The organism is Vibrio sp. R10-SF1-ISO8, assembly GCF_059833805.1.
Genome location: NZ_JCBDHL010000019.1, coordinates 58,136 through 85,075 on the forward strand (window position 1 = coordinate 58,136; position 26,940 = coordinate 85,075).

The following is a 26,940-nucleotide window of genomic DNA, read 5'->3' on the forward strand; positions in this document are numbered from 1 at the left end:
CGTTAGGAGAACAGAATGAATAGAAGTTCGACCAAGGATGGTGTCGTTCATTCGATAATGAACAGCTTCTTTCCGCCCATTATCATTGTTTTTCTATTAGCAGTTGGTGCGGTGTCTCTATGGCTGACGCCTAAAGAAGAAGATCCTCAAATTGTCGTACCAATGGCGGATGTGCTGATTGAAGCGCCAGGTTTAAGTGCACAACAAGTTGAAAGACAGGTGACTGAGCCACTCGAAAAATTGCTCAGCCAAATTGATGGCGTTGAGTACGTTTATTCTTCTTCATCAGATGGCGCCGCACAGGTTATTGTTCGATTCTTTGTCGGCGAACCGCGTGAAGATGCGCTTGTGAAGCTATATAACAAACTTTACTCCAATCAAGATCATGTTCCTCCTACCGTCACTCGCTGGCTCGTAAAGCCCGTCGAAATAGATGATGTGCCTATCGTAGTTGCGGCGCTTTATTCCACCGACCCTAAACAGGTAGATAGGCACGATCTCAAGCGCATTGCTGATCAAGCAACACTGGGCATCAAATCAATACCATCAACAAATGGCGTTCAAGTGATCGGTGGGGAATCTAAGCTCGTTAGTGTCGAGTTAGACTCAGTTGCGATGGAAAGTTTTGGGATCACCTTAAGGGATTTAAACTTTGCTTTTGACGTTAGCCACAATAAACAGCAAGCGGGCTCGACTCAGATTGACGGCAATCGCTATCTCATAGAGTCGGGTCGACTGCTTACCAGTGCTCAGGAGGTCGGTGATCTGGTTGTCGCCGTCGTCAATAACAAACCGGTGTTTTTTCGTGATGTCGCGAAGGTAATTGAGCGTGCAGCGGAGCCTTCCAACGACACTTGGTACATTGATGCGAAACACAAAGTGGAACATCCGGCGGTGTTCATTTCAGTCGCTAAGCAAAAAGGGGCGAATGCGGTAGATGTAGCGAGTCAAACGGTCGAGAAGCTCTATGAGTTGCAACAAAATCAGTTCCCGTCCTCGGTCAAAGTCGACATCATTCGAGACTACGGTAAAACCGCGGATGACAAGGTTTCCAATCTAGTCTCAAGTTTAGCCATTTCAGTACTGACGGTTGTTGTGTTTGTCGGCTTGTTTTTAAACTGGCGCAGTGCGCTTGTCGTCGGTATTGCGATTCCATTGAGTTACGGCGCGGCTTTAGGACTAGATTTATTGTTTGGCTACACGATCAATCGAGTCACCTTGTTTGCGCTGATTCTGGCTTTGGGTTTGATTGTGGATGACCCAATAGCTAGCATCGACAATATCGAACGATATTTGAAACGCAAAAATCTACCTCGCTCGAAGGCTATTGTACTTGCGATGGGAGAAATACGTAGCGCCTTGATTATGTCGACGGTTGCTATCGTCATTGTATTTACGCCAATGTTCTTTATTACAGGGATGATGGGGCCTTATATGGCACCATTAGCTTTTAATGTACCTGTGAGCGTTGTAGTGAGTACGTTAGTGGCGTTTTTTGTCACACCTTGGCTTGCTAAGAAGATCCTCAAAGGAGCCGCTTCGTCAGGTCAGTATGATTTCGAGTCATCAACGCTCTATCAGGGTTATGCACGTTTGCTGACACCACTGCTTAAAAGCCGTAAAAAAGCGTGGCTATTTCTGACGATTGTCGCGGGCTTGTTTATTGCTGCGGCACTTTTACCGGCAATGCGACTTGTACCACTGAAGCTTTTACCCTACGACAACAAAAACGAATTTCAGTTGGTGTTAAACATGTCTGAATCCTCTAGCTTTGTTGATACCTCTAATACGCTGCGTGTTTTTTCTGACTATTTAGTGACTGTACCTGAAGTGGAGTCGGTCTCTGGCTTTGCGGGTATTGCTTCACCAATGGATTTCAACGGTATGGTGAGGCACTACTTTATGCGTAGCCAACCGCATCAAGGCGAGCTACGGATTGTTTTGGCAGAAAAAGACCAACGCTCTATGCAGTCACATGAAATAGTGACGCGACTTCGCAGTGATTTAGAACAGATTGCTCATCGTTTTGATGCATCAATTCAGCTTGTCGAAGTTCCCCCGGGGCCGCCAGTTATATCAACAATTACCGCTGAAGTTTATGGTGAAGACCATACCTCTTACCAAGAGCTAATGGTGGAGGCACAGCGTGTTGCTGAGCGCCTTTCTATAGAGCCTTTTGTCACAGAAGTTGAGACTAGCATTGATGAGCATCTAGAAGCTTGGCAATTTATCGTCGATCAAGAAAAAGCTGCCTTGTCTGGTGTGTCGATACAAGAAGTTAACGAGACAATAGCGGCGGCAAACAACGGTTATGTGATTGGTCATTTGGGCTCCAATCGAGAGGTGAACCCACTGGCGGTAGAAATTCGCTTACCGCGGGACCAAAGGGATGATCTTGATAGTCTGTTACGCCTTTATGTTAGGGGGCAAGCAGGTGTAGTGAAGACGCTCAGCAATGGCTCGCTGGTTGATGCGCCGCAACCATTGGTACAGTTAGGAGAGATAGGGCGGTTTGAAAAACGCGTTGTACATACGCCGATTTATCATAAGAACCTAAAACCTGTTGTTTATGTGTACGCAGAAACAGCGGGTCGAGTGCCCGGTGAAATCATTGCCGATGTCATAGCTGACCAAAATAGACCGATTGAAAAAAACTGGGTTGAATGGAGTGAACGTAGTTACCTAAACAATGGCTCCGGTAAGCCTTGGCAGGTTAACGAAGATATCGACGTAGTCTGGAGCGGCGAAGGTGAATGGAAAATTACCGTCGATGTGTTTCGAGACTTAGGGATTGCCTATGGCGCAGCACTATTTGGCGTGTTTATCGTTATGCTGGTTCAAACAAGCTTACCTGCGGTTGCTGGGATCATCATGTTGGCAATTCCCTTAACCGTTATTGGCATCATGCCCGGATTTTGGCTGCTTAACAGTATGAGTCAAGAGATTAACGGTTATCCAAACCCTGCGCTGTTCACTGCGACCGCCATGATTGGTATGATTGCTCTCGCGGGTATTGTAGTGCGCAACTCACTGGTTTTGATTGAGTTTATTCAGCAATCTCTTGCCAGTGGTGAGTCACTACACAAGGCACTAATCCAGTCTGGTGCAGTAAGAATGAGGCCGATACTGCTCACTGCAGGAACAACGCTGTTGGGGAATGTCATTATCACGCTAGACCCAATCTTTAACGGCTTAGCGTGGGCGATCATATTCGGTATCGCAGCCTCAACCATCTTCACTTTAATTGTGATTCCAGTCGTTTATAACCTCGCATATGAGCGAGTTGAAGGGCATGGTATGCCGATACATAGCAAAGAATTAAAACACCGAGAAAGCAGGAGAGACGACAATGAATAAGAAAACTTGGCTCCTTGGTGGATTACTGTTTAGCGGTTTAGCTGCTCTGTTCTTGTATATGGCGGGAGTGTTTACGCCAAAACTGCCGGTAGAGCGCCAAGTCCGTATGATGAGCGCTCCAAGCTTTGATACTGCTAAGCTTGTCGCAAGTGAAGAAATGATAAAAAGAGAGTTTTCAGGACGTGTTGTCGCTGAACAAAAAGCGACGGTTGCCTCAAGGTTAACCGCCACCGTCGCTGAAGTTATTGTGAGCGTTGGTGATCAGGTAAAGCAGGGCGATATTCTGATACGGCTAGAGAGCGGGGATCTCGATGCTAAGGTAGAACAGACAGAGCAAGCGCTTGTCTCTGCCCAATCAACGTTAAACAATGCGAGAAAAGAGTATCAACGCGTTAAGGAACTCCTGAACAGAAAGCTAGTGCCTCAGTCACAATATGACCAAGCAGAGAATCATCTACAAACATCTCAAGCAGCGCTAATGCAAGCTAAAGCCGCTGTTGCCGAGGCAGAAACCACTTTTGGCTATAGCGTTATAACGGCTCCCTTTGATGGCATCATTACTCAGAAAACGGCGCATCAAGGGGATACTGCGACACCGGGCTCCGCCTTATTATCTATGTATAACCCGCAATCTCTTGTCGTAGAGGCAGATATTGCAGAATCTGTCTTACCTCATATTGAGCTGGGTAAAACACTGGCATTAGATTTACCCACTAATGGCATCATCATAGATTCTACTGTGAGTGAAATTACACCGTCAGCAGACGCTGGCTCTCGTAGCTATCTCATTAAATTAGCGTTTGAAACCGAGAAAAGAGTATACCCGGGTAACTTTGCGCGAGTGTCAGTCGAGCTAGGCACACAGCAAGTCGTACGTGTGCCGTTAGAGGCCATCTATCAGGTAGGGCAACTGGATTATGTCAAAGTCGTTCAAGGTGGTGAGGTGCATACACGGTTAGTTCAACTAGGTGAAGATTTCCGTGTACGCAAAGGCCTTAAGGCGGGGGATATCGTGGTACTCAATCCGAGCGATATTTAACCACGAAAGATAAACAGCCCTAATGTACTTGCATGCTCAATGGGCAGTGATCGCTCAGTGTATAATCGAGGACGTCTGACACTGGAAAAACGTTTTGCTCAGGCTTTGTTGTCGTGAGTGCTTCGCTAACAACGATATGATCAATCAATGACCTGAATTGGTGAGTCCTTTTTGGGTTGTTACGCGATTTAACTTTGCACTCAGCCTTGGTCTGTTTTGATGCGAGGCGAGCAGAGGTGCCTTGGGTCATTTCTTTCCATAGCCAGTCGCCTTGGTAACTGAGGTTATGGTTAAAATCGCCCAAGATAACGTAAGACTCACCATTCGACTCTCGCTCTTTAATCCAAAGATTTAGGTTTTTGCCTTGTTTTTTTAGCGTTTTACAATCGCGACTATTGCGGTAGGCACCAGAGCAACGTGCTTTCAAATGGACAGACAAAGCATGGACTGAATGAGCACTGTTTGGGTTTAGCACAATATAAGTCGCAAATCTCAGTTTACTGTTGCTACTGCTATCGAGACGGATATCTTCGCGATTAGAAACGTTTATTCCTTTCTTTACCGCAAACCCTGTGTATTGATTAATCTCGTCAAACTGATGCTTTCTATTACTCGGTAAGCTTCTTTGCGAAAAAAACAATTGATAGTCAGAGCCAATAACGCGCTTTAACGCGACAGGGTCGTTGACCTCTTGAAAGGCGAGAACTTGAGGGGCAATAGAATCAAAATGACGGCTCAAAGCGAGGTAGTCATCTTCGTTTCGCTGTGATGAAGAAAACTGCTCAGAAGGTGTGTCGCTCAACCACTCAATATTCCAAGTCGTATAAATGGAGTCGTTGGCACTAGAGTAAAAAGAGAGCAAACATAACAGAGAAACAAAAAGTGACCACTTTTTAGGGGGTAGCATAGGCTTAACTCAATGAAATATATTGCAGCCTTTATGCTACAAGACATCCCAAAAATGCAAGTAGGATTTGTTGCATTTTTCTAATTTTCATCATTTTCTTTGCAACTGAGATCAGTGCCACTAAGATCGATTTGATCTTGAGCGAGGGTCTAATTTTATTGATCAAAATCAATACTTTCTCCTGTGTCATTTCGTTAAATACGCCACAACATATAGTGTCAGTCGAAAAATAAATCGCCCTATATAGTGTGTTTGTGGATAAGTCTGTGAGTATGCTGGGGTAAGGAGAAAAGGTGAAACCTATCGTAATCAAGCGTGATGGCTCAAGAGCTCCGTTTAGCAGGGATCGTATTCAAGCTGCAGTGGAATCAGCAGCAGAGCACGTTGATAAAGAAATCGCAATTTATGCACTGAATGTAGCACTTGCGGTGGAGCTTCAGCTAAAAGATCACGATGAAGTACACATCAATGACATCCAAACCCGAGTAGAAAATGAGTTAATGCAAGGGCCTTACAAGTCTCTTGCTCGTGCTTACATTGAATACCGACATGATCGTGATATTGCGCGCGAGAAGCAAAGTGCGTTGACTCGCGAGATTGAAGGCTTAATTGAAGAAAGCAATGTAGACTTAATCAACGAAAACGCCAACAAAGACGGTAAGGTTATCCCTACTCAGCGCGATCTATTAGCAGGCATTGTTGCGAAGCACTACGCGAAGACCCACATTTTACCGCGTGATATCGTTCAAGCTCATGAAATGGGTGATATTCACTACCACGATTTAGACTACGCGCCGTTCTTCCCAATGTTTAACTGTATGCTGATTGATCTTAAAGGCATGCTTACTCACGGTTTTAAGATGGGTAATGCCGAGATTGATACGCCAAAATCAATCTCTACAGCGACAGCGGTTACTGCGCAGATTATTGCCCAAGTCGCGAGTCATATTTACGGTGGTACGACGATCAACCGTATTGATGAAGTTCTTGAGCCATACGTGATGACGAGCTATCACAAGCATTTAGAAATTGCTAAAGAGTGGGATATTCCTAACCCTGAAGCCTTTGCAACGGCTCGCACTGAGAAAGAGTGTTATGACGCATTTCAGTCTCTAGAATACGAAGTAAACACACTTCACACAGCAAACGGTCAAACCCCATTTGTCACTTTTGGTTTTGGTCTTGGTACAAGCTGGGCTTCGCGACTTATTCAACAATCGATTCTGAAGAATCGTATTGCCGGTCTAGGTAAAAACCGCAAAACAGCGGTGTTCCCAAAACTGGTATTTGGCATCAAGGATGGCTTGAACCACAAGTCAGAAGATCCGAACTACGACATTAAGCAGCTTGCGCTTGAATGTGCTTCTAAGCGCATGTATCCAGATATTCTTAATTACGACAAAGTGGTTGAAATCACCGGGTCATTTAAAACGCCTATGGGTTGTCGTAGTTTCTTGGGCACATACGAAGAAAATGGTGAGCTTGTCCACGAAGGTCGTAACAACCTAGGTGTTGTGAGTTTGAACTTACCTAGGATTGCAATTGCAGCAAACCGCGACGAAAAACAGTTCTACAAGTTGCTTGAAGAGCGTTTAGATCTTGCTCGCCGCGCACTAGAGACGCGAATTTCTCGTCTTGAAAACGTTAAAGCACGTGTTGCGCCAATTCTCTATATGGAAGGTGCTTGTGGCGTTCGCCTAAAAGCGGATGAGCCAATCGCGAACATCTTTAAGAATGGTCGTGCATCAATCTCACTCGGTTACATTGGTATCCATGAAACCATTAATGCTCTATTTGGCGATGAGACCCATGTTTACGATGATTCTGCATTACGTCAGAAAGCGATCGATGTGGTTAAGTATCTTAAAGACAAAGTGAATCAATGGGCTGAGGAATCAGGTTATGGCTATAGCCTATACGGAACGCCAAGTGAAAACTTGTGTAGCCGATTCTGCCGAATTGATACTAAAGAGTTTGGTGTTATCAAAGGGGTAACAGACAAGGGTTATTACACAAACAGTTTCCACCTTGACGTTGAGAAGAAGGTTAACCCATACGATAAGATCGATTTTGAAATGCCGTATCCGTACATCTCAAGTGGTGGCTTTATTTGTTACGGCGAGTTTCCAAATATGCAGCGTAACATTGAAGCGCTAGAAAACGTTTGGGATTACAGCTACAGCCGCGTTCCTTACTACGGTACCAATACACCGATCGACGAGTGTTATGAGTGTGGTTACAACGGCGAGTTTGATTGTACGAGCAAAGGATTCACCTGCCCAAGCTGTGGTAATCACGATTCGACCAAAGTTTCGGTTACTCGACGTGTTTGTGGCTACCTAGGCAGTCCAGATGCAAGACCGTTCAACTTCGGCAAGCAAGAAGAAGTGAAACGACGCGTGAAGCACCTGTAACCCTTCTTCGCAAGAAATGACCTGTAGTAGAGCCCTAGCTAGGGCTCATTTTATTTAAAGAGCGATATCATGAACTACCACCAGTATTATCCAATCGACGTCGTTAACGGACCGGGAACACGATGTACGCTGTTTGTGTCGGGTTGTATTCACCAGTGCCGAGGGTGTTACAACCAATCGACGCAACGATTAGATTCTGGTGTGTTGTTTACCCAAGAGGCGGAAGACCAAATCATTGCGGATCTCAACGATACAAGAATAAAGCGTAGAGGCTTGTCCCTATCAGGCGGCGATCCGCTTCATCCTGCAAATGTGCCACATATTCTAAAATTGGTTAAACGCGTTCGACAAGAATGCCCGGATAAAGACATTTGGGTTTGGACGGGATATACACTTGCAGAGCTAAGTGACGAACAAAGGGAAATTACTCAGTACATTGATACGTTGATTGATGGCAAATATGAGCAAGACAAACGAGACTTAAACTTAGAGTGGCGTGGGAGCTCGAACCAAATCATCCATAGCTTTAAGCTGTAGTGTTGTAAATCATCCAGTAGATTTCTCTGTTGTAAATGTAAAAGTTAAATAATTGTTAATTGGTTTGGTTTTTTATCCTGTTTTGCTCTGACAGGATGAAATTTTATTTCTAGATCTATCGATTAGATGGTAAGTTGAAGTTCGTTACTTGAATTTCAAAGGGTTGTGACTTTCATGTTCTCTCATTTACCGACTCCTACATTGGATCCTATTCTTTCTTTATCTGTTGCATATCGCAATGACCCACGAGCTGAAAAAGTGGATCTTGGCATTGGGGTATACAAAAACAGCGCTGGCGAAACACCAGTGATGAGAGCTATTTCTCAAGCTCAAGATATCGTTGTCGCTGAGCAAAAAACCAAATCATATGTTGGCCTAGCTGGCTGTGAAGAGTTTAACCAATCGATGGTTAATCTGCTGCTTGATGGCACGTCAGCCATGGATCGCGTGGCTGCAATTCAAACACCGGGAGCGAGTGGCGCGCTGCGCATGCTTGGTGACTTAATGAAAGTGGCTCAGCCTAATACCACGGTCTGGATCTCTAATCCAAGTTATGTCAACCACCGTCCGGTAATGGAAGCCGCTGGCTTAAAAGTAAAACATTACAGCTACTTTAGCCCTGAAACTAAGCAGGTTGATGTCGACAAAATGATGTCAGATCTTGCCCAAGCGGGGCCAGAAGATGTTGTTTTGCTCCACGGTTGTTGTCACAACCCAACTGGGGCTGATATCGATTTTGCTGCTTGGCAAGCGATCACTGAGCTCTCTCAGAAAAATGGTTTCATTCCTTTTGTTGATATCGCGTATCAAGGCTTTGGTGATGGATTAGAAGAAGACGCCAAAGGTCTGCGTTTTATGGCGGACAACGTAGAAGAAATGCTGATCACCACGTCTTGTTCTAAAAACTTCGGTTTATACCGTGAGCGAACTGGTGCTGCCATCGTGGTAGGCAAATCACAAGGTGATGTGAACAACGCAAAAGGTAAGCTATTGACGCTCGCACGCGCAACTTACACTATGCCACCTGATCACGGTGCAGCGTTGGTTAAGACCATTTTGCAAAGTGATCAACTGACAGGTGTGTGGAAACAAGAATTAAGCGAAATGCAGCAACGTTTGGTCAGCTTGCGCCAGACTTTATGTAATGAATTGAGAAATAACCACAATACTTCACAATTCGACTTTATAGAAAGTCACAAAGGTATGTTTACTGTGCTAGGCTTTAGCCAAGACCAAATGACGCAACTCCGTGAAGAATATGGCATTTATGGGGTAGGTGATGGTCGAATCAATATCGCTGGACTGACTGAAAAGGACATTCCTTACGTTGCCGAAGCGATAATTAAAGTATCTTAAGTGTAATGGGGCTCGTTAAGCCCCATTTTGTGCACTTCTGTTTTGTCGAGTTAGGTGAACAAATGAATAAAACGTGGAAAACACTGATTCCATTTCTTTTAAGTGGCGGTTTGATGGCGTGTTCAACCACAGGACAACAGCCCGTCGAGCCAGAACAGAAACCTCAAGTCGAACAACCTAAGGAAGAGGTCGAAAAACCTAAGGTTGAAGAGCCAAAAGAAGAGGTTGAAAAACCAGCTAAGCCTGAAGAGAAACCGAAACCTCCTGTCGTCAAAGAGCAACCTAAGAAAACCCAAGATGGAAAGCTTTTGTTAGGTGCTGAAGAGTGGGTTTATGTCCCTGGCTTAGAAGAAAGCTTCAAAGCGCGTGTAGATACAGGCGCAACCACATCTTCTATTAGCGCTGTAGATATCGTTCCTTTTGAACGTGATGGTAAAGACTGGGTTAAGTTTAAAATTGAGCACGATGGTATTAAGAGCAAGGAAGTAGCCCTCCCTGTTAAACGCTGGGTTAAGGTCCGACAGTCTAGTTCCGAAGACTCACATAAACGTGCCGTCGTAGAAGCTTGGGTTCAGCTAGGCGATTTAAAAGATAAGACCGATTTTACTCTGGCGGATCGTACACATCTTACCTTCCCATTGCTTCTTGGTCGCAGTTTTTTCAAAGATGTTGCCGTTGTCGATGTTAGCCAAAAATACATCCAAGATAAGCACAAGTAAGCACGTTAACTCACTAATGATTAAGCCAGCACACAAACAATGTGCTGGCTTTTTTAATTCCTAGATCATGTTTTTATCGTTTGCGTCTTTGAAATTTATGCCATTAAGTTAATATTCGGGTGAAGTTTGTCGGTACGTCGCAATTCATAAACAATTCCCCCATATAAATAAGCTTATGATATTGCGAACAGTATAATGAGAAAGGAGTCAAATATGAAACACCTGTCGATGGCTATCGTGCGTAAGAATGGCAAGGTGCTGGTTCAAGAGCGCTATCGTGCCAAAAAGGGTATGGTGTTTGAGTTTCCAGGTGGTGCAGTTAATCACAACGAGTCGGGTACTGACGCAGCTGCACGTGAACTGTTTGAAGAAACGAAGATGAAAAGCGTGAAGCATTCGGCGACGTATAGCGCTGTTAATGATTTTGGCGGACGCATCTATTATGCGATTTTTAATGCCAACGAACAGCAAGAACCACAAGTGGTTGATAGCGATAGGAAGCAGACGTTTCATTGGTTATCACCAGATCAAATTCCATTGAACGATTTTTACCAAGCGGATGTAGACTTTATCAAGCGTCACTTGATGCAAGAAAAACTGGTATAGAATCAATCAGTATTAAAAAAGCCAGTCAACGAATAAGTTGACTGGCTTTTTTATCTTAAATCATCAGTGTTCGATTATTGAATTTCTAACAATTCTACATCAAAGATTAAGGTAGCTGCTGGTGGGATTGGACCTGTTCCGTTCTTGCCATATGCAAGCTGACTAGGTATGTAAAGGCGGAACTTGTCACCTACAGACATATAAGTTAACCCTTCTTGCCAACCTTTGATTACCTGATTGAGCTTGAAGCTGATAGTCTCGCCACGCTCAACAGAACTATCAAATACGGTTCCATCTAACAATGTACCATGGTAATGAACTTTAACTTTGCTAGATGGTGTTGGATGTTCGTTACCTTCGCCTTTGTGTAGTACTTCATACTGAAGACCAGTTTCAGTCATCACAACACCGTCTTTCTTCTGGTTCTCAAGTAAGAAGGCTTGACCTGCTGCGAAGTTTGACTCGCTAGCCTTATGGTTTGTGTATGTACGATAAATGAAGAATCCCGCAAGTACGAAAATAATAATCGGGAAGACAAATTTAGACATAAATCCTATCCGTTGAATTAAGGTTGAGTAAGTAAAAAGTTGATCGTATCAGCAATACCTGCTGCATCTTGATGACCACTGGTAATAATCTGATATTTACCATTGACGATAAAGGTTGGTACCGCATTTATCTGACCTTTGGTTGTAATATCATCCGCGATCTGTATCGCTGCGAACAGTTGTTTTTGTTGCTCTTCGTTGAAGTCGTAAGGGCTGACTAGGTCGCGACTGTGGAATACGAGGTCAAGCGCTGCTTTCTTTTCTGAAAGTGTTGCGCCGTCCCCCATTTGAGTTGCAGCAAACATTTCTGTCATCATGTCATGATCAGGCTTCTTACCCAATTGCATTTCCGCAGCGTAGTAAATCATCGCGCCAATTTGAGCGCTCTCATTGAAAGTCACATGAACTTTACCAATGCTTTGCCCGGTGAGCTTTTCAATCTCAGGGATTTCGTTTTCCATATGACGGCAGTGGCCACAATTTAGAGAGAAAACTTCAGTGACTTGAGGAAGTCTAAAAGTGGATAGATTTGCGGGTAGTTGCTCGTACTGTTTACCCTCAACAGGTTGAGAGTTATCAGAGCAACCTACGATCAATGCAGTGGCGGCGATAAGGAAAAGCAACGCAATTTTTTTCATATGTTTTTCTCTATTTGTCGCGAGTAAACGAAACTAGAGATTTTAAAGCGTTTACTCGTGAGTGATTCGTGTGTTGATTCTACTTGTTCCTATCCTGAAGAGAAACAATAGTGAGACTGCTTTGAGGGTTAAAACTATTTCTAATCGTGAACTTTGATTATTGCTTGAGCTAATTTCACTATAATTATCTTAAAAGGAAAAAAATTTACCGCGGTGGCTAAAGTAACAGCGAGATTGCCGATATAGATTATGTATTGGCATGGAACTCACGGTGAATCAATGAAGTACTTAATCTTTCCTTTAATTCTAGCGCTCTCTGGGTGTGGCAGTTTGCCAGACGATATGACAATGCTAGGAGGGGACCTTCTGGATACAGCGCCAACTTCAGACTTTGAAGTACGCTATCCCGAGTGGGGAGCTGCACCAGTATTGGCTTCTTCAGGTGTCAAAGGACCGATGGGTCAGCAACGCACACAAAGCTACAGTGACCTTCAGAACTTCCTGGTGAGCAACGGTGTTGATTATGAACTGCTACCAGGCAACCACGTTATGGTTAAATTGAAAGATACCATCAAGTTTAATACAGGCTCTTCGCATGTCTCTCCTGATTCTAAATACTGGTTAAATATGATGGGTAGCTATCTATCTACGCAACCAGGGATAGACATTGTAATCGATGGCCATGCAGACAGCACTGGGGCTCTGACTTTCAATGATAAACTCTCGATTAAGCGAGCGACAGCGGTTAAACAGCAGTTGGTTCGTAACAATGTCGCTATGGATTCAATTTTTACCCGCGGTTATGGGGAATATGTCCCGGCTTGTACCAATAAAACTAAGACTGGTAAAGCGTGTAACCGTCGAGTAGAAGTGCTGTTTATTGTCGCGAATAACTAACTCTAATTACTTAATGTATATTACGACAACAAAAAGCCCCAGATTAGCTGCCTAATCTGGGGCTTTTTTAAATAGGTAGGCTTAGTTAAGCGGCGCTTTTAACTTGTTCGCTTTTTTTTTCACTTTGCATTTTTGCAAGGAAGTATACGTTAACGCATGCGATGAAGCCGTTAGTTACAACGACAGGCCAAGCATCAATCATCAGACCGTACGCAGTGAATAATGCACAACCAATGAAGTTTAATACTCGTAGTCTAACGATATCTTTCATTGTTAGTGAAATCGCAACCATGATTGACGCTGCGTAACCTAAAATTTCAACCATATCCATAATTTGACCCTCTATAATTTTGCCGACGTCGGTCGGTACCAATTCTTCTCTTCTTGAGATAAGTGAGGAAGCTCCGTGCCTCGAATGGTCTAAATGATTAACTGGTGTGAAATATAACAGGGCTAAATGTGTGATGAAAGCCCCAAAAATAGGAACGGAGAAGGTTAGCGATTACGCAAACGTTTTACGTTACCTACAGAAATATAATAACCAATTATGTTGGTTAACAGCCGAATGATTATTCGGAAAAAATAAAGCCTACACAGAGGTGTAGGCTTTAATTTTGAGCAGTAATAGAATTTACTTCTTCTTACCTTGAATCACTTTGTCTTCTTCAGTTAGCTCACGGATACGGCGGCTAATGTCACGGCGCTCTTTAGAAATTTCTGCGCTCTTGATGATGTGGTCATCGACACGATCTTCGTAGTCTGCTTTCATGTTTTTGATGATGCCAACGATTTCTTCGTTGCTCATGTCCGCTTTAATGTAATCAAGCAGGTTTTCTAGTAGGTCAACACGCTTACGGTTGTCACGTACTTTCTTTTCGTTATCAATAAGCTCACGCTTTAGCTTATTCTTACGACGTGCTTGAGACACGATTTCAAATACACCACTCATAGGTCCCTTTCCTAATTTTCGAATAACTAACAAGGATTAAATCACAACAAACCGCATGAGAACAGTCCTAAGATCAATCATTACAGTACGTTGACGGTTTTATCGCCAATCTGTTTGCATCCAATTGAGAGTAATGAAACTTCGAGATATGATTCAGGCATTAGAAGCTTATGTGTAATCCAAAATGCGAATGTCGCAGATCGTTATCCCAAAGTGTGAGTCTGAAGATCAAACTCCACGAGCAAGCAAGCTAATTAGTGCTTATAAAAAAGAGCGTACTCGACAAGAAGTGACCGAAGTAGAGCTGAATCGAAGCAAAATAGTGATGATCGATGAGAACGGAAATGTTAAAAAAGTTCCCATCCTCGCCGAGCACTAGATTTGTGTTTGAGATGAAAGAATAAGGAAATAACATGAATATCGAGCTATCCCATATAGAAGCGCGCGTAATTGGCTGTCTTATCGAGAAAGAAGTCACTACGCCTGACTACTACCCACTCACACTCAATAGCTTAACGACGGCATGTAATCAAAAAAGTAACCGAGAGCCTGTAATGTCGCTAAGTGATGCAGAAGTGCAAGATGCTGTAGACGCTTTAATCGCACGTAGACTTGTGAGCGATGAAAGTGGCTTTAACAGCCGAGCTAATAAGTTCCAGCACCGTTTCTGTAACACGGAGTTTGGAGATCTTAAGCTCACAAAACAAGAGAAGGGCATTGTCTGCTGCTTACTTCTCCGTGGAGCACAAACCCCTGGTGAGCTTCGTACACGAACAAATCGATTAGCGGATTTCTCCGATGTTAAAGAGCTTGAGTCGGTACTCGAAAATATGGCGTCGAGAGAAGAGGGCGCGCTAGTGGTTAAACTGCCACGTGAAGCGGGAAAACGCGAATCCCGTTACATGCACCTCTTCAGCGGTGAGGTTGATATTGAAGCATTAGCGACTGTGGCACCAACAACTGCGGGTAATAATAACAGTCGACTTGATGAGTTGGAGCAGGAAGTGGCAAGTCTTAAAGCAGAATTGTCTGAATTACGTTCACTTGTTGAGCAGCTCACTGAATAATGCCAGACCGAAAACAGGATGAGCATGGTGCGTGTTCGAAGTGGTATGTTTATCTGATTCGAATGCGCAACAATGCGCTCTACTGTGGCATTACGACAGATGTACAACGCCGTTTTCAACAGCATCAGCAGGGCGTCGGGGCTAAAGCGCTTAAGGGTAAGGGCCCTTTAAAACTCGAGTGGTTTAAACCTGCCGGAGCAGACCGCAGCACTGCCTCTAAACTCGAATATCAGATCAAACGCCTCCCAAAATACAAAAAAGAGCAACTTATCACCACTCAGCAAAATTTTGTTGTCGATTGATATGGGACTAATTGATTAATAATCCTACAAACTTCTGATTTTGTATTAATCTTGATTATGAGTAATAAAAAAGGTTGATACGGATATGAATCAATTAATTAAAATATCAGTGGTGGTTAGTTCCTTAGTCGTAGTGGGTGGAACCCATGCAGCAACCGTGGTTCCTGATGGCCGTGGTAACGGGATGGGTAATACGGGGGTAACAAGTGCGGATTATGTTCTCGCACCTTTTTACAACCCCGCGCTAGTTTCTGTTCATCGCGATGAAGACGATTTTGGGCTACTTGTTCCTGCAATAGGAGCAAACCTGAGAGATACGGACGAAAACATCGACACCATCGATAGCTTACAAGATACCATTAAAGCATTTGAAAGTGGCGGCAGTACGGACCCCGCGCAAGCTGCTCAGCTTAATAGCTACCTCACTCAACTCTCCGACAACAAAGCCCTCTCTGTAACTGGTGGTGCGGCTTTGGCTGTTGCATTCCCAATTAACGTAGTATCAGCCAATGTGTTTTCACGTGGCTACGCTGAAGTTATCGCGGCACCTAAAATTGCTCCTAACGGCGGTGATGCTCCGGCTAATGTAAAAACAAGGTATGAAGCTTCAAACGTCGACGTGATTGCCTTCGGCTATACCGAGTTTGGTATTGCGTTTGCGAAGCGCTTTACTATTCAAGGGCAAGACGTGTCGATTGGCGTTAGCCCTAAGTATCAACAGCTGAAAACTTACAAGCAGAACATCTCCGTCGAGGATTTCGATGTCAGTGACTATGATAAGAGTGAAACCAAGAAAAATACCTTTAATCTCGATTTAGGGGCTATTTGGTTCGTTGATGAATACCGTCTAGGTTTTGCTGTTAAAGATCTGTTTTCCAAAGAAATTGATACATTGGACATTGCTGGGGTTAGTACCTATAAGCTTAGTCCGCAGGTTACCGTCTCTGGTGCGTACACGATGGAGTATTTTACGACAACCATAGACTGGGATTTAACCAAGCAAAAACGTTTTACTGAACTTGCTGATGATACACAGTTTCTGCGTTTAGGCGTTGAAGGTAACGCGTTTGGCTGGGCGCAGTTAAGGGCTGGGTATGAGATGGATATCGAAGATACCTTAGATAGCTCTTTTACATTAGGACTAGGGATAAGTCCGGGTGATTTGGTTAGTATCGATTTGGCTGGTAGTTATGCCGGAGACAACCAATTTGGCTTATCTGGGAATTTGTCTTTTACGTTCTAAATAGGATTAGGCATAATAAGAAAAGCCGAGAAAAATTAATAAGTTGCATATTATAAAAGCAATCTCGGCTTACTAATTAGTCTTTGTTATATAAAAGACTAATATAATAAATATATGTTCTGTTTGGCTAGATAAAGAGAGAACCAAATGTCTAAATATGCAATATTGCCTTTACTGGTATTGTGCTCATTTTCAGCTTCGGCTCACACCACTCAAGTTCTGAATGGATATTGGCAGTATGACGAATATCTAGAAGCACACCCAAAACAAAAAGAACTGACCGAGCAGTTGAGTCAAACGGTTAGAAAGTATCCAACCCCTCTAACAGCGCAACAATCTTCTCCTATCTCCATATCGGTGGTTTACCCAGGACAGCAAGTCTCTGACTACTGGAGTCGTAATATCAAAGCGTTTGAAATGCGATTAGAAAAGCTTGGAGTGAACTACGAAATAAATCAGGTCTTTACTCGTCCGAGTGTCGATGTAAGGCAACAAAGCTTATCGTTACTAGAAGCCATTCAAAACAAGGCTGATTACCTTATTTTCACGCTCGATACCACACGACATCGTAAGTTTATCGAGCATGTGTTGAGCTCGACTGATACCAAGTTGATTTTACAAAATATTACCACGCCGGTTAGGGCTTGGGATGAACAGCAACCCTTTATGTATGTTGGGTTTGACCACATCAAAGGTACACGCGTTATTGAGGGGTATTACAAAAACATGGTACCTAAAGATAGCCGTTATTCGGTTCTCTACTTTTCTGAAGGCTATGTGAGTGACGCTAGAGGCGATACGTTTATAGAAGAGATGAGCCACCACGACACCTATAAGCTTTCCTCCTCGTTCTACACCAAAGCGACACGATCTTCAGGCTATGAAACCGCGAAAGTTGCTCTGAACAAAGATCCGGATATCCAGTTTATCTATGCTTGCTCAACTGATGTAGCGCTTGGAGCAGCAGATGCACTAGCGGAACTGGGAAGGAAAGATGTGCTACTAAATGGCTGGGGAGGAGGTACTGCTGAATTAAAAGCGATTGGTGAAGGCGCTCTAAACGTCACGGCAATGCGTATGAATGATGATACTGGTATCGCGATGGCAGAAGCGATCAAATGGGATCTCGAAGGACGCAGCGTCCCCCACGTATACTCAGGTGATTTTGAGCTAGTTACGAATAAAGACAGTTCTGCACGTATAGAAAAGCTTAAGCAGCGTGCATTTAGGTATTCTGATCAGTAATGCGACTAACTAAAGAACAAGGCAGAAAGCGCCAATTAGCGACAATACTTACCAATTCAATTTTTCTTTGTATTGGTGTATTGATCGTGGTGATAGTGCTTCAGAACTATCAGGTGAATCGTGATGTTGTTGAGCAAGAAGTAGCTCGAACTAAGCAACAGACGAAAAGCCTTGTTCAAGAGATTTTTAATCTTAGAATCAAATCGCTGGAAATTACACAAGATAGCTATAGTCGAAACAAATTGCTAGTAGAGGGAACCCAGGAGGAAGACGCACACTCTTTAGACCGCTTTTTCAACAGCATTGATCAACTTTCACCTGATGTCGCGCCGGACTTTCGATATATCAGAAGCGGAAACAAGTTGATTTGGGATGATGGCAACTATCAGTTTTATGGCATGTCTCAGAGCCAGATCAATCATCTAAGCAAGGAAATGATGACCGGACCTGAATGGCATATTTCGCAGACACCATCTTCTCTGGGTGTACGTTACCTAGGTATGCGTCGCACGGCGATAGTGGACATCAGCTCTGGTGAGGTTGTAGGGCATCTATACATAGGGATTGTGCTAAACAACAACTTTGCGCTTGTAAATGCTATTGCGAAAGGCGGCAATGCCGACGAGATTTTGCTGGCTGTTGGTTCAGAGGTCATTGCGACAAACACAAAAAAACAGAGCACTAAACACATCGAGTGGTTAGAACAAGCTTCTAAATCACTCAATGCAAGCCGTTATATGGTGTCTAGAACTGATCTAACGGTTAATAATGTTCCAACTTTTCTTTCCGTATACACGGTACAGAGCAACGAACACGTCATGACGTTTGTTCGCAGTCATTATATTTGGATCACGATTACCACTATTCTGGTCATTTGCATTGCAATCTACACTCGGGTTTGGTTAGGGAAAAGAGTATCAAATGAATTACAAAGTTTGATGCACTATACCGATGCGACTATACAAGAACAGAAAGTCAGCAAGTTTGTCGGTTCGAGTATTGAAGAGTTTGACCAAATTGGAAACTCGTTTGAACGTTCTTTTAAGCGGCTGCACGAACAAGAGAAGCAGTTTACAGAACTGTTTAATTTTTCCTTGTCTCCTATCACCTTGTGGGAGGCTAACGGAGAATTGAACCGGTTTAATCCAGCCGCTGAAAGATCATTTCGTCGAGGCCAAGCGCAACAACAGCTTATTGATAGCTTAAAGCCTCATATCAGAATGTGTGCGCAAGGTGCGACACTTACCGGTATTAACACTACCATAGCGAATAAGACATTTCGTTGGAATCTATCACCTATCTCGAGCGACAGTCATATCACACATATCATGGCTCAAGGGCAAGACATTACGAGCTTTATTGAGGCTGAACGTCAAAGTGAGGCGGCGCGAGAGCAGGCGGAAGAATCAGCGAGAGCACGCGCGGATTTCCTAGCTCGTATGAGCCATGAGTTAAGAACGCCGCTGAATGGGATCCTCGGCGTTTCTCAGCTGCTAAAAGGCAAAATGGAAAGCGAACAAGATGTTGAGCACATGGATATCCTATGCAACAGCGGTGAGCATTTGTTAGCTGTATTGAATGATATTCTTGATTTCTCAAAAATAGAGCAAGGAAAGTTTCACATTGAGAAAAGTGCTTTCAGGCTCATAGAGCTGACAAGTACTGTAGATAAAATATTTAAACCACTTTGCGACAGTAAAGAAGTTGAATTTATTGTAGAGAGCAACATTGAAGATGATTTATGGGTGTACAGTGATCAAGTGCGCTTAAATCAGATAATTTTCAACCTAGTCAGCAATGCCGTTAAGTTTACCCATGAGGGCAGCGTACGAATCGTTTTAAACCGGGAACGTAAAAATGGAGGCTGCATATTCACGATTGATATACAGGATTCCGGTATTGGTATTGAACAAAAACGTCTAAAGGATATTTTTGAACCTTTTGTACAAGCCGAAGCGACTACCACACGTGAATACGGAGGGAGCGGTTTAGGTTTGGCAATCGTCCACAGTCTTGTCAATCTGATGGAAGGTGAGGTTAGCGTAAACAGTGCCGTTGGCAGAGGTACTCGTTTTACCGTCAATGTCCCGCTCCAGATTGGCACTGAGAAAGTAGTGAGTGGTGGAGGGCTTGAAGCTGATCCTGCAACCTTGTTTAATGAAACTCTTCATGTACTTTTGGTGGAAGACAATCATACCAATGCCTTCATTGCGAAAGCTTTCTGTGAGAAGTACGGGATGAAAGTGTCTTGGGTAGAAGATGGTATCAATGCGATCGACTTGCTAAAGACAGATTCATCGATCTCTTTAGTGTTAATGGATAATCAACTACCCAACTTAGGTGGTATTGAAGCGACCGAAATCATTCGTAGTGATTTAGGGCTTAGTGTCCCTATCTATGCATGTACCGCAGACGGTATGCAAGAAACTAAAAATGAGTTTCTACGGGCAGGGGCAAATTATGTGATTGTCAAACCAATCAAAGAAGCTGCATTAAACAAAGCCTTTATCTACTTTAAAGAGCATCACTACTCGTTAGTAGAGTAATACCAAAAGGCGCGACCTAAACAGGAAGCGCCCCAAAATGGTTAGCGTCTATCGCGCGAGTTTTTGATGAGCGCGAGAGAAATGATCAGCGCAAAACGCACCTACGATAGAGAGTTCACCAGCCAAGCATAAAGCTGCTGCAACTTCAGCTAACGCCTTCGCCTTTCCATTACCGTGTAACCCCATGATATCTAAGCAAGCTTTTTGCGTCGGTAAGCCTGTACCACCACCAACAGTGCCAACCATCAAGTTGGGTAAGGTAACAGATGCGTACAAACCACCGTCTTGATTTACTTCCATCCGAGTGATGCCAACGGCTGACTCAGCGACACAAGCCGCGTCTTGACCACAGGCAATATAGAAAGCTGCTAATGCATTGGCATAGTGCGCGTTGACGCCGATACCGCCGCTTAGGGCGGAGCCAGTTGTAGTGACTTGGCCAAAACGTGTCATTTTTTCAGGCGTAGTGTGGAGATATTTCTCAATCAGCTCTTTGTCTAGATGGATCTCAGCCGTGACCTTCTTGCCGCGAACATGGCGCAGCGTATGTGAGTTTGGTTTTTTATCGCCTGACAAGTTGCCATCAAGAAATGCTTCTCTGGGCTCAATAGGAGAGTGCGCTAATATGTAGTGATAAACCTCATTGGTTGCGATAGTTACCATGTTTTGACCAGAAGCGTCACCAGTATGATACTCAAACACAAGGTAAACATGATTACCTTCAATATTGACGTTGATATCATGCAACGTGCCGTGTGAAGTCGTAGACTCAGCAAGATGCTTAAAGTGCTCATACTGAGTGACAACCCAAGCGACAAATTGACCTGCGTCTACCAATGAATCAAATATAAAAACTGGAGTGCGCGTAACTCCTTCATTGATTAGCATTGCGCTTGCACCGCCCGCATTAGTGATAAGTTGGGCACCACGATTGTATGAAGCAACCAGTGCTGCTTCTGTTGTCGCAAGTGGAACAAGATAATCATTGCTAGCGTGAAGGCCATTCACTCTTAAGGGGCCAGCAACGCCTACAGGCAGCTTAACCGTACCAATAAAGTGTTCTATGTTCTTGTTATAGAGTTCTGCGTGAGCCAGAGTTTGTGTATCGAGTAATAGATCTTGTTGCGTTAGATGTTCTAGCTTAGACCAACGTTTCGCAATAGCCTTCTCTGATATATACGGGCTTGGAGTTAACCTGAGTGTAGAACGTTCAAAGTGCGGACTGAGTTTTTGTTCTAATGTAGAACCATCGGATTCTGTTTTGGTGAAAAGTGTTTTATCTTGGCGAGAAAGATTTAATTTCGGCATTGCGGCTTAAAGCGATAAATTTGCGAGCATTCTAGCGTATGGAGTAGGGAACACAATGGTTGCTTAACGGATTGCTACAAATTAGTCGCTAAACATGAATATCTAAAAGCGTCCCAATCATTTCTTGGTCTCTTTGCATAACATTGGTACCAATTTTACTGTACTGTTCGGCACTAGTCAGTTTTGTCAGAGACTCAATATTTGAAGGTGGAGGGGCGACTTTAAACTCTACTTGATTGAAGTCGTAGGTATTGTCTTTTGGCATAGATTGGAGTTGTTGACTACGTTGAATTTCATGCGCAGCGTCTTCAGCCATCTTAGATGACATATCAATGATTTGATAGCCAGACTGAACAGAAGAAACAGGCATAAGCACCTCCTTAATTTAAGCTTAAGGTGTGTTTGCATTTTGAGCAAGTTGTGCTAAGAAAATAGGCTCGAAATCATTTTTAACTCTTCATCATTCACCACTACTCTGTCGTCAGAATCGAGCTTATTGTTGATCTCGCCTCTTAGCATTCTCAGTTGCTGAGGGGTGAGTGATTTGAGCTGAGCTCTCATTGCCTCAAACTGTTGGGGAGTCATATTTTTGCACCTGCCAATCGTTGATGTATCAGATTTATACAGGTAAGAGATGTCTCCTTTCATCGTCTTACTCTCGTACGAATAATCGTACAGACAAGTTTATTTTGACACTGTCGGTTTTTTGTCCGAACAATGTCAGGGCATGTTAAGAATAAGTAAGCAGCTGCGGAGTTTTGCGTAATAAAAATACTAACACAGGCTATTATTCAGCCGATTTATGCGAAACACGAACTGCAAATTTGCTTGCGAGGGAATGCAGTTCTGGCAGCATTCGGTAAACCAAGTGCAATTGCTGCAATACCATACGCACTGAACTGTCATCCTCTTCGCGCCACTCTGCTAATCGTTGTTCCAGTACCGGATCGTCGATATCAGTTGTGTCACATGTATTACAGTGTTCGTTTAATTGAGTAAATAACACGTTCAGGTGCTGGTGGATAACGCGATGGGCATCGAGAATTAATTTGTGAGTCTCTTCATCAGCGATGCGTGTTCTGTGTGCACCTAAGGCTGAGATATAGCTCAGAAGGGCATGGTTTAGGGTTAAGAAGCGGTAGCTTTCATCAATAGCAGCAACATATCGACCTGGCTCTGCAAGCATATTACTAATCGCTGCAGTTAAGTTGGCATCTTGGTTGTGCGCGCTTCGCCTTGAGACTCGGTATGTTAAGCTGTCCTTTTTGCCTATTCTATACTGACCAATAATCTGACCAAGATAGTGCTGATTGGCCGCAATAGCGTCTGCCATTACTTTATGTAAACGCTTTGATTGCCAATCGGGAAGGATAAAGGTTACTGCGGCGACGGCCAGAATACAGCCAACCAAGGTATCAGCGATACGTGGAAGGATAACGTCAAAACCTTGTCCTAGTTGGTTAAAACAAAACAGCACTAAGACAGTGATAAAGCCAGTCGCGTAGCCATAGTTTGCAAGCCTAAATGCAAAAAAGGCGACTCCCGATACCACGACCAATAATAACTGGCTCTCTTGTGATGGAAAGAGGGTCAAAAGTGGTACGCCAATAAATATGCCAGCGAAAGTACCCAGTACGCGGGCAACCAGTTTTTGTCTCGTGGCACTGTAGTTGGGCTGACAAACAAATAGTGTCGTTAGCAAAATCCAGTAACCGCGTTCAATTCCAAACAACTGAATAATGCCATAACCGAGTGTCAATGCTATTGACATCCTTACAGCGTGTCTGAAAAGCATCGAGTCTTTAGTGAAGTTTGATTTTACGCGTTGCCACATTACCTTCAAGGTGTGAGCTTCTGTATCGTCTAATACGTCTTCTTCTAGTTTATTTGTATCTGGGTTATTAACATTGCTTAGCTGCTTTTCAACCGTCGCTAAGTTATTGAACAGATAGCCGAGCTGAGCAAGTAACAAACGCCACTTAGGGTTTTGTTGGTCTTGAAGATAGGTTAAAGAGTTCTGTAACTCATCAAGCGCTAAAACCGAGTCATCATTGTGTTGATATTCTTTACCGAGTCGTATCGCCTCAGCAATCTCACGACATGAAGTTGCTTGGTTTTGAAGCAAGTGTTTAAACCGAAAGAGTATATCAAAACGCTCAAAATGCTCTGCAAGCTCCTGGTAGCGATAGTGAGTTGAACTGATTCGTTCATGAATGTCTTGAGCGAGAAAGTAGGTGTTTAAGAATCGGTCACTGGCACCGTCTACATGGCCGCGCTTAGAACGAGTTAAAAACGTCGCTTTACAAGAGTTCAGTGCATTAACCGTTGCGGCATTGAGCCGCGCTTCTTCAATACGGTACGGCTGAGGCTTGAGATTAGAAACCGGATAGAATAGCTGACTTTTCGAATCGAGGTAGTTGGCTAACTGAAGAAACACATTCGCTAAGTTTTGCTGAACGGGCTGCATTGGCCATAGTGCATGCCAAACCATAGAAACAAAGTAGTACCAGGTTGCACCAGTAAGGAGCATTAAAGGTTGAAACCAAACATTGGTGCTTTCATGCGCACCTAACATGGTATAGATCGCAATGAGCAATGAACCAAAGGCGATGCTAGCGTATCTAGGACCTATAGCACCCAGCATGATGAAGCCGAATGTTGAAACAAAAAGACCAACAGCGAACAGCCACGGTGTAGCAAATAGCATTTCAATGGATAAAGCGGCGATGGCAAAACAGATCAAAGTTAACGATTGGGACTTTAACCTTCCAGTGAAGCTGTCGTCACTTTCTGCAAGAGCCGCGGCTATAATCCCCAGAATCAAAGGAACAATAAGCGTATTGAGTTGCAAGTACCATGTCGGTATCACCACGCCTAAAAGGGTGACGAGTATTAGAAGGCTATAGTTAAACGTTTTGTTTGCCCAGAAATGGCGGAGCTGACTATATAAATTCACTATCAGATAACTTTGTATTCGCAAGTGGAGCTACATTAGCATGGCTTATATGGTAACGATCTGATCTAAATAAAGATACCAGAGAGTTTGCAGAAGTTTTGAGCAACAAACAGGTTGACGCTATTGAATTGATCAAATTGTGGTTTAAAACAGGGACCTTAACGAGAAATTTTGCTTGAAACTTAAAAAAGAAAAGGTAATTCAGTTATGATGTTGATAAGACAGATTATAGGCTAAAAAGAATGCAGCTAACCGCTAACAAGACTGCACAGTTTTTTGTTCAACACGAATACTACCACATCGAGATTACGTCAGATTCACTTATACTCAGTTCGGAATCAAGCGAAGAGCATATCCCGTTTAATGTTTGGAGTGGTCGCGTACAAGTTAAAAATGGCCTTATCTGGGGCAGCTTGATGTTTTTTGCCCACCACCATGAAGGGCAGCAGAGAGCTTGGTTAATACAAGGACTTCCTTTAAACAAATGTCGTGAGTTTGCCAGATACGCGGTTGCTGCGTATCAACAATGGCATAAAAATCAGTGTCAGCAACTGATCAAGTATTTGCCTCAGTGGGAGGAGAGCGTACAACGCTTTACTAAGCAACCTTCTTTTTTAACCCACTCGACAGTTGAAAAGTGGCGAGATCAGATAACCAAAGATCTTCACGAAATGGAGATTACGCTCGACGATGCGATGCTACGCATGCCAAGTAGAATGGCTTGCATTGAACCTTGGATTATTCGCTCAGATACTGAATTAAGAGTAAGGAATGAGCATTGGATGGAAACCGAGCTTGAGAACTGGCAAGTGCTCTTTTCACAAATCGAAACCTCACCTTTAAATTACTCGCAAAAAAGAGCGGTTTTACTCAATGACGACAACAATCTTGTATTAGCGGGGGCAGGCTCGGGCAAGACAAGTGTGCTTACGGCTCGTGTTGCCTATCTACTTCAGAGTCATTTAGCTCGCTCAGAAGACATCCTGATGTTAGCTTTTGGTCGAGACGCGGCTGAAGAAATGAATCAGCGTTTGAGTGACAAAATCGGGTTAAGTGCGGAAGGCGTAAAAGTTAATACGTTCCATCAACTTGGCCTACATATACTAAATCAAGTAGACCCTCAGGGTGTGACTATTTCCCCGTTGGCCTTGGAAGATAATCAACGTCAAAATTGGTGTATCGACTGGCTCAAAAAGCACTGGATGACGCCGACAAACTTTAAACGTTGGCAAAAACATCTTTCTAAATGGCCTATCGCGTATCTCGCAGGTGATGACGAGTTGGGCAGTCATGTTGAAAACCCTAAATTAATAGCGTGGTTGGAAAAACAACTCATGCAATTAGCAGCCACGGGAACAACAAAAAAAGAAATTCAGCAGAGGCTTGTTGACCATCCTGAGTATACGCGCCTAAACAGTGAGCTCGCCTTAGTTTGGCCGTGTTTTCAAGCGTGGCAGCAACAGCTAAAAGAGCAGGGGCACATTGATTTTAATCTGATGATTACTCGTGCGACCCAATATGTTAGAAAAGGCAAATTTAAAGCGCCTTGGCGTTACATTATGGTCGACGAATATCAAGACATATCGCCCCAGCGGCTCGCATTGTTCGAAGCTCTATGCCAACAAGAACAAGGCTGCGTTTTATTTGCGGTAGGTGATGATTGGCAATCGATCTACCAGTTTGCAGGTTCAGACGTGGATCTCACGACAGGGTTTGCAGAGCGGTTCCCTCACTCGACCGTTCATCACTTAGATACAACTTACCGATTCAATAACCAGATCGGTGAAGTAGCCAATCGATTTGTGCAACAAAACCCTGCTCAATTAGAAAAACAGTTGAACAGTCATAAAGAGCAAAAATCGAAAGCCGTGACACTGACGCCTACCGCTAACGTTGAAAAGGTGCTTGATCAGCTCAATCGAAGTGCTAAATCGACACAGAGCGTTTTGTTGCTAGGTCGAAACCATTACCACAAACCTGAACTTCTCGGGGATTGGCAAAAGCGTTTCGGGTTATTGAATATTCAATTTATGACTTGTCACGCCAGTAAAGGTAAAGAGGCGGATTTTGTTATTGTCCTAAATGTAGATGAAGGGCAGTTTCCAACTCGTGTGAAAGCTCTACATATTGATGGCGCGCTAACCCAATCTGATGACCAGTACCCATATGCGGAAGAAAGAAGGCTTTTCTACGTCGCAATGACACGCGCTAAGAGAAAGGTATGGATCACCTATACCGGAAGTGGTTCAAGCTTTGTTAAAGAACTAATCAATGATGACTACCCAATCATCAATCAAAAATAAGGG

The 26,940-nt window shown here is 43.6% G+C and carries 24 protein-coding genes; 15 read left to right on the forward strand and 9 right to left on the reverse strand.

Annotated features, from left to right (window positions below; genetic code table 11):
• Window positions 1–15 precede the first annotated feature (15 nt).
• A complete protein-coding gene (locus AC6R00_RS15010) occupies window positions 16–3,357 on the forward strand; it encodes an efflux RND transporter permease subunit (RefSeq protein WP_500640960.1) in 3,342 nt (1,113 codons plus the stop codon).
• Window positions 3,350–4,396: an efflux RND transporter periplasmic adaptor subunit gene (locus AC6R00_RS15015; RefSeq protein WP_500640961.1), complete on the forward strand. Its 1,047-nt coding sequence runs from the start codon at window positions 3,350–3,352 to the stop codon at window positions 4,394–4,396. The genes AC6R00_RS15010 and AC6R00_RS15015 overlap by 8 nt, the downstream gene beginning before the upstream one ends.
• 19 nt (window positions 4,397–4,415) lie before the next feature.
• On the opposite strand, the gene AC6R00_RS15020 is transcribed toward AC6R00_RS15015, so the two are convergent.
• The gene (locus AC6R00_RS15020) at window positions 4,416–5,303 is read right to left on the reverse strand and encodes an endonuclease/exonuclease/phosphatase family protein (RefSeq protein WP_500640962.1); all 888 of its coding nucleotides are present in this window, start codon (window positions 5,301–5,303) and stop codon (window positions 4,416–4,418) included.
• Between the two features lie 293 nt (window positions 5,304–5,596).
• On the opposite strand from AC6R00_RS15020, the gene nrdD reads away from it, so the two are divergent.
• The 5 genes from nrdD to AC6R00_RS15045 all read left to right on the forward strand — a co-directional run bounded on the left by nrdD (window position 5,597) and on the right by AC6R00_RS15045 (window position 10,935).
• The gene (gene nrdD / locus AC6R00_RS15025; RefSeq protein ID WP_500640963.1) at window positions 5,597–7,717 is read left to right on the forward strand and encodes an anaerobic ribonucleoside-triphosphate reductase; all 2,121 of its coding nucleotides are present in this window, start codon (window positions 5,597–5,599) and stop codon (window positions 7,715–7,717) included.
• A 69-nt stretch (window positions 7,718–7,786) separates the two neighbouring features.
• Window positions 7,787–8,254, forward strand: a complete 468-nt coding sequence (gene nrdG, locus AC6R00_RS15030; protein WP_425667038.1) for an anaerobic ribonucleoside-triphosphate reductase-activating protein — start codon at window positions 7,787–7,789, stop codon at window positions 8,252–8,254.
• A 174-nt stretch (window positions 8,255–8,428) separates the two neighbouring features.
• Window positions 8,429–9,610 (forward strand): amino acid aminotransferase, encoded by a 1,182-nt coding sequence (locus AC6R00_RS15035; RefSeq protein WP_367939014.1) that lies wholly within the window; start codon window positions 8,429–8,431, stop codon window positions 9,608–9,610.
• A 62-nt stretch (window positions 9,611–9,672) separates the two neighbouring features.
• Window positions 9,673–10,329 (forward strand): ATP-dependent zinc protease family protein, encoded by a 657-nt coding sequence (locus AC6R00_RS15040; protein WP_500640964.1) that lies wholly within the window; start codon window positions 9,673–9,675, stop codon window positions 10,327–10,329.
• 213 nt (window positions 10,330–10,542) lie between these two features.
• Window positions 10,543–10,935, forward strand: a complete 393-nt coding sequence (locus AC6R00_RS15045; RefSeq protein WP_500640965.1) for an NUDIX hydrolase — start codon at window positions 10,543–10,545, stop codon at window positions 10,933–10,935.
• 74 nt (window positions 10,936–11,009) lie between these two features.
• Here AC6R00_RS15045 and bamJ read toward each other — a convergent pair whose 3' ends face one another.
• Both bamJ and AC6R00_RS15055 read right to left on the reverse strand, forming a co-directional pair.
• Complete coding sequence (gene bamJ / locus AC6R00_RS15050) at window positions 11,010–11,483, reverse strand: BamJ family beta-barrel-assembly machinery protein (protein WP_500640966.1); 474 nt, start codon at window positions 11,481–11,483, stop codon at window positions 11,010–11,012.
• 17 nt (window positions 11,484–11,500) lie between these two features.
• Window positions 11,501–12,121 carry a thiol:disulfide interchange protein DsbA/DsbL gene (locus tag AC6R00_RS15055; RefSeq protein ID WP_500640967.1) on the reverse strand — a complete coding sequence of 207 codons (621 nt, stop codon included), beginning with the start codon at window positions 12,119–12,121 and terminating at the stop codon, window positions 11,501–11,503.
• A 279-nt stretch (window positions 12,122–12,400) separates the two neighbouring features.
• Here AC6R00_RS15055 and AC6R00_RS15060 point away from each other — a divergent pair, with 279 nt between their 5' ends.
• A complete protein-coding gene (locus tag AC6R00_RS15060; protein ID WP_500640968.1) occupies window positions 12,401–13,018 on the forward strand; it encodes an OmpA family protein in 618 nt (205 codons plus the stop codon).
• A gap of 85 nt (window positions 13,019–13,103) precedes the next feature.
• On the opposite strand, the gene AC6R00_RS15065 is transcribed toward AC6R00_RS15060, so the two are convergent.
• Complete coding sequence (locus AC6R00_RS15065) at window positions 13,104–13,343, reverse strand: YgjV family protein (RefSeq protein ID WP_174263834.1); 240 nt, start codon at window positions 13,341–13,343, stop codon at window positions 13,104–13,106.
• 306 nt (window positions 13,344–13,649) lie between these two features.
• The gene (locus AC6R00_RS15070; RefSeq protein WP_004743727.1) at window positions 13,650–13,967 is read right to left on the reverse strand and encodes a DUF496 family protein; all 318 of its coding nucleotides are present in this window, start codon (window positions 13,965–13,967) and stop codon (window positions 13,650–13,652) included.
• A 184-nt stretch (window positions 13,968–14,151) separates the two neighbouring features.
• Here AC6R00_RS15070 and AC6R00_RS15075 point away from each other — a divergent pair, with 184 nt between their 5' ends.
• The 6 genes from AC6R00_RS15075 (at window position 14,152) to luxQ (ending at window position 20,370) form a co-directional block, all read left to right on the forward strand.
• Entirely contained in the window at window positions 14,152–14,346 is a 195-nt protein-coding gene (locus AC6R00_RS15075; protein WP_500640969.1) for a hypothetical protein, read from the forward strand.
• Window positions 14,347–14,380: 34 nt separating this feature from the next.
• On the forward strand, window positions 14,381–15,034 hold the full coding sequence (locus AC6R00_RS15080) for a YceH family protein (protein WP_500640970.1): 654 nt from the start codon (window positions 14,381–14,383) through the stop codon (window positions 15,032–15,034).
• Window positions 15,034–15,336 carry a GIY-YIG nuclease family protein gene (locus AC6R00_RS15085; RefSeq protein WP_500640971.1) on the forward strand — a complete coding sequence of 101 codons (303 nt, stop codon included), beginning with the start codon at window positions 15,034–15,036 and terminating at the stop codon, window positions 15,334–15,336. The genes AC6R00_RS15080 and AC6R00_RS15085 overlap by 1 nt, the downstream gene beginning before the upstream one ends.
• 85 nt (window positions 15,337–15,421) lie before the next feature.
• A complete protein-coding gene (locus tag AC6R00_RS15090; RefSeq protein WP_500640972.1) occupies window positions 15,422–16,579 on the forward strand; it encodes a conjugal transfer protein TraF in 1,158 nt (385 codons plus the stop codon).
• Window positions 16,580–16,726: 147 nt separating this feature from the next.
• The gene (locus tag AC6R00_RS15095) at window positions 16,727–17,824 is read left to right on the forward strand and encodes an autoinducer 2-binding periplasmic protein LuxP (RefSeq protein ID WP_500640973.1); all 1,098 of its coding nucleotides are present in this window, start codon (window positions 16,727–16,729) and stop codon (window positions 17,822–17,824) included.
• Entirely contained in the window at window positions 17,824–20,370 is a 2,547-nt protein-coding gene (luxQ, locus tag AC6R00_RS15100) for a quorum-sensing autoinducer 2 sensor kinase/phosphatase LuxQ (protein WP_500640974.1), read from the forward strand. Before AC6R00_RS15095 ends, luxQ begins: the two co-directional genes overlap by 1 nt.
• A gap of 48 nt (window positions 20,371–20,418) precedes the next feature.
• On the opposite strand, the gene AC6R00_RS15105 is transcribed toward luxQ, so the two are convergent.
• The 4 genes from AC6R00_RS15105 to yccS all read right to left on the reverse strand — a co-directional run bounded on the left by AC6R00_RS15105 (window position 20,419) and on the right by yccS (window position 24,634).
• Window positions 20,419–21,678: a hydroxymethylglutaryl-CoA reductase gene (locus tag AC6R00_RS15105; RefSeq protein ID WP_500640975.1), complete on the reverse strand. Its 1,260-nt coding sequence runs from the start codon at window positions 21,676–21,678 to the stop codon at window positions 20,419–20,421.
• An 88-nt stretch (window positions 21,679–21,766) separates the two neighbouring features.
• Entirely contained in the window at window positions 21,767–22,048 is a 282-nt protein-coding gene (locus tag AC6R00_RS15110; RefSeq protein WP_500640976.1) for a hypothetical protein, read from the reverse strand.
• A gap of 53 nt (window positions 22,049–22,101) precedes the next feature.
• The gene (locus AC6R00_RS15115) at window positions 22,102–22,263 is read right to left on the reverse strand and encodes a hypothetical protein (protein WP_004743716.1); all 162 of its coding nucleotides are present in this window, start codon (window positions 22,261–22,263) and stop codon (window positions 22,102–22,104) included.
• Between the two features lie 202 nt (window positions 22,264–22,465).
• On the reverse strand, window positions 22,466–24,634 hold the full coding sequence (gene yccS, locus AC6R00_RS15120) for a YccS family putative transporter (RefSeq protein WP_500640977.1): 2,169 nt from the start codon (window positions 24,632–24,634) through the stop codon (window positions 22,466–22,468).
• A 242-nt stretch (window positions 24,635–24,876) separates the two neighbouring features.
• Here yccS and helD point away from each other — a divergent pair, with 242 nt between their 5' ends.
• Window positions 24,877–26,937 carry a DNA helicase IV gene (gene helD, locus AC6R00_RS15125; protein ID WP_500640978.1) on the forward strand — a complete coding sequence of 687 codons (2,061 nt, stop codon included), beginning with the start codon at window positions 24,877–24,879 and terminating at the stop codon, window positions 26,935–26,937.
• Window positions 26,938–26,940: the final 3 nt, after the last annotated feature.

Excerpts from the sequence above, each read along its gene's own strand:
- AC6R00_RS15075 (WP_500640969.1), top strand. The coding sequence starts at position 14,152 with ATGCGAATGTCGCAGATCGTTATCCCAAAGTGTGAGTCTGAAGATCAA.
- AC6R00_RS15045 (WP_500640965.1), top strand. The coding sequence starts at position 10,543 with ATGAAACACCTGTCGATGGCTATCGTGCGTAAGAATGGCAAGGTGCTG.
- helD (WP_500640978.1), top strand. The coding sequence starts at position 24,877 with ATGCAGCTAACCGCTAACAAGACTGCACAGTTTTTTGTTCAACACGAA.
- AC6R00_RS15040 (WP_500640964.1), top strand. The coding sequence starts at position 9,673 with ATGAATAAAACGTGGAAAACACTGATTCCATTTCTTTTAAGTGGCGGT.
- bamJ (WP_500640966.1), bottom strand. The coding sequence starts at position 11,483 with ATGTCTAAATTTGTCTTCCCGATTATTATTTTCGTACTTGCGGGATTC.
- AC6R00_RS15090 (WP_500640972.1), top strand. The coding sequence starts at position 15,422 with ATGAATCAATTAATTAAAATATCAGTGGTGGTTAGTTCCTTAGTCGTA.
- AC6R00_RS15065 (WP_174263834.1), bottom strand. The coding sequence starts at position 13,343 with ATGGTTGAAATTTTAGGTTACGCAGCGTCAATCATGGTTGCGATTTCA.
- luxQ (WP_500640974.1), top strand. The coding sequence starts at position 17,824 with ATGCGACTAACTAAAGAACAAGGCAGAAAGCGCCAATTAGCGACAATA.
- AC6R00_RS15105 (WP_500640975.1), bottom strand. The coding sequence starts at position 21,678 with ATGCCGAAATTAAATCTTTCTCGCCAAGATAAAACACTTTTCACCAAA.
- AC6R00_RS15015 (WP_500640961.1), top strand. The coding sequence starts at position 3,350 with ATGAATAAGAAAACTTGGCTCCTTGGTGGATTACTGTTTAGCGGTTTA.
- AC6R00_RS15035 (WP_367939014.1), top strand. The coding sequence starts at position 8,429 with ATGTTCTCTCATTTACCGACTCCTACATTGGATCCTATTCTTTCTTTA.
- AC6R00_RS15055 (WP_500640967.1), bottom strand. The coding sequence starts at position 12,121 with ATGAAAAAAATTGCGTTGCTTTTCCTTATCGCCGCCACTGCATTGATC.
- AC6R00_RS15110 (WP_500640976.1), bottom strand. The coding sequence starts at position 22,048 with ATGCCTGTTTCTTCTGTTCAGTCTGGCTATCAAATCATTGATATGTCA.
- AC6R00_RS15020 (WP_500640962.1), bottom strand. The coding sequence starts at position 5,303 with ATGCTACCCCCTAAAAAGTGGTCACTTTTTGTTTCTCTGTTATGTTTG.
- AC6R00_RS15060 (WP_500640968.1), top strand. The coding sequence starts at position 12,401 with ATGAAGTACTTAATCTTTCCTTTAATTCTAGCGCTCTCTGGGTGTGGC.
- AC6R00_RS15095 (WP_500640973.1), top strand. The coding sequence starts at position 16,727 with ATGTCTAAATATGCAATATTGCCTTTACTGGTATTGTGCTCATTTTCA.
- AC6R00_RS15115 (WP_004743716.1), bottom strand. The coding sequence starts at position 22,263 with ATGACTCCCCAACAGTTTGAGGCAATGAGAGCTCAGCTCAAATCACTC.
- nrdG (WP_425667038.1), top strand. The coding sequence starts at position 7,787 with ATGAACTACCACCAGTATTATCCAATCGACGTCGTTAACGGACCGGGA.
- AC6R00_RS15010 (WP_500640960.1), top strand. The coding sequence starts at position 16 with ATGAATAGAAGTTCGACCAAGGATGGTGTCGTTCATTCGATAATGAAC.
- AC6R00_RS15085 (WP_500640971.1), top strand. The coding sequence starts at position 15,034 with ATGCCAGACCGAAAACAGGATGAGCATGGTGCGTGTTCGAAGTGGTAT.
- AC6R00_RS15080 (WP_500640970.1), top strand. The coding sequence starts at position 14,381 with ATGAATATCGAGCTATCCCATATAGAAGCGCGCGTAATTGGCTGTCTT.
- AC6R00_RS15070 (WP_004743727.1), bottom strand. The coding sequence starts at position 13,967 with ATGAGTGGTGTATTTGAAATCGTGTCTCAAGCACGTCGTAAGAATAAG.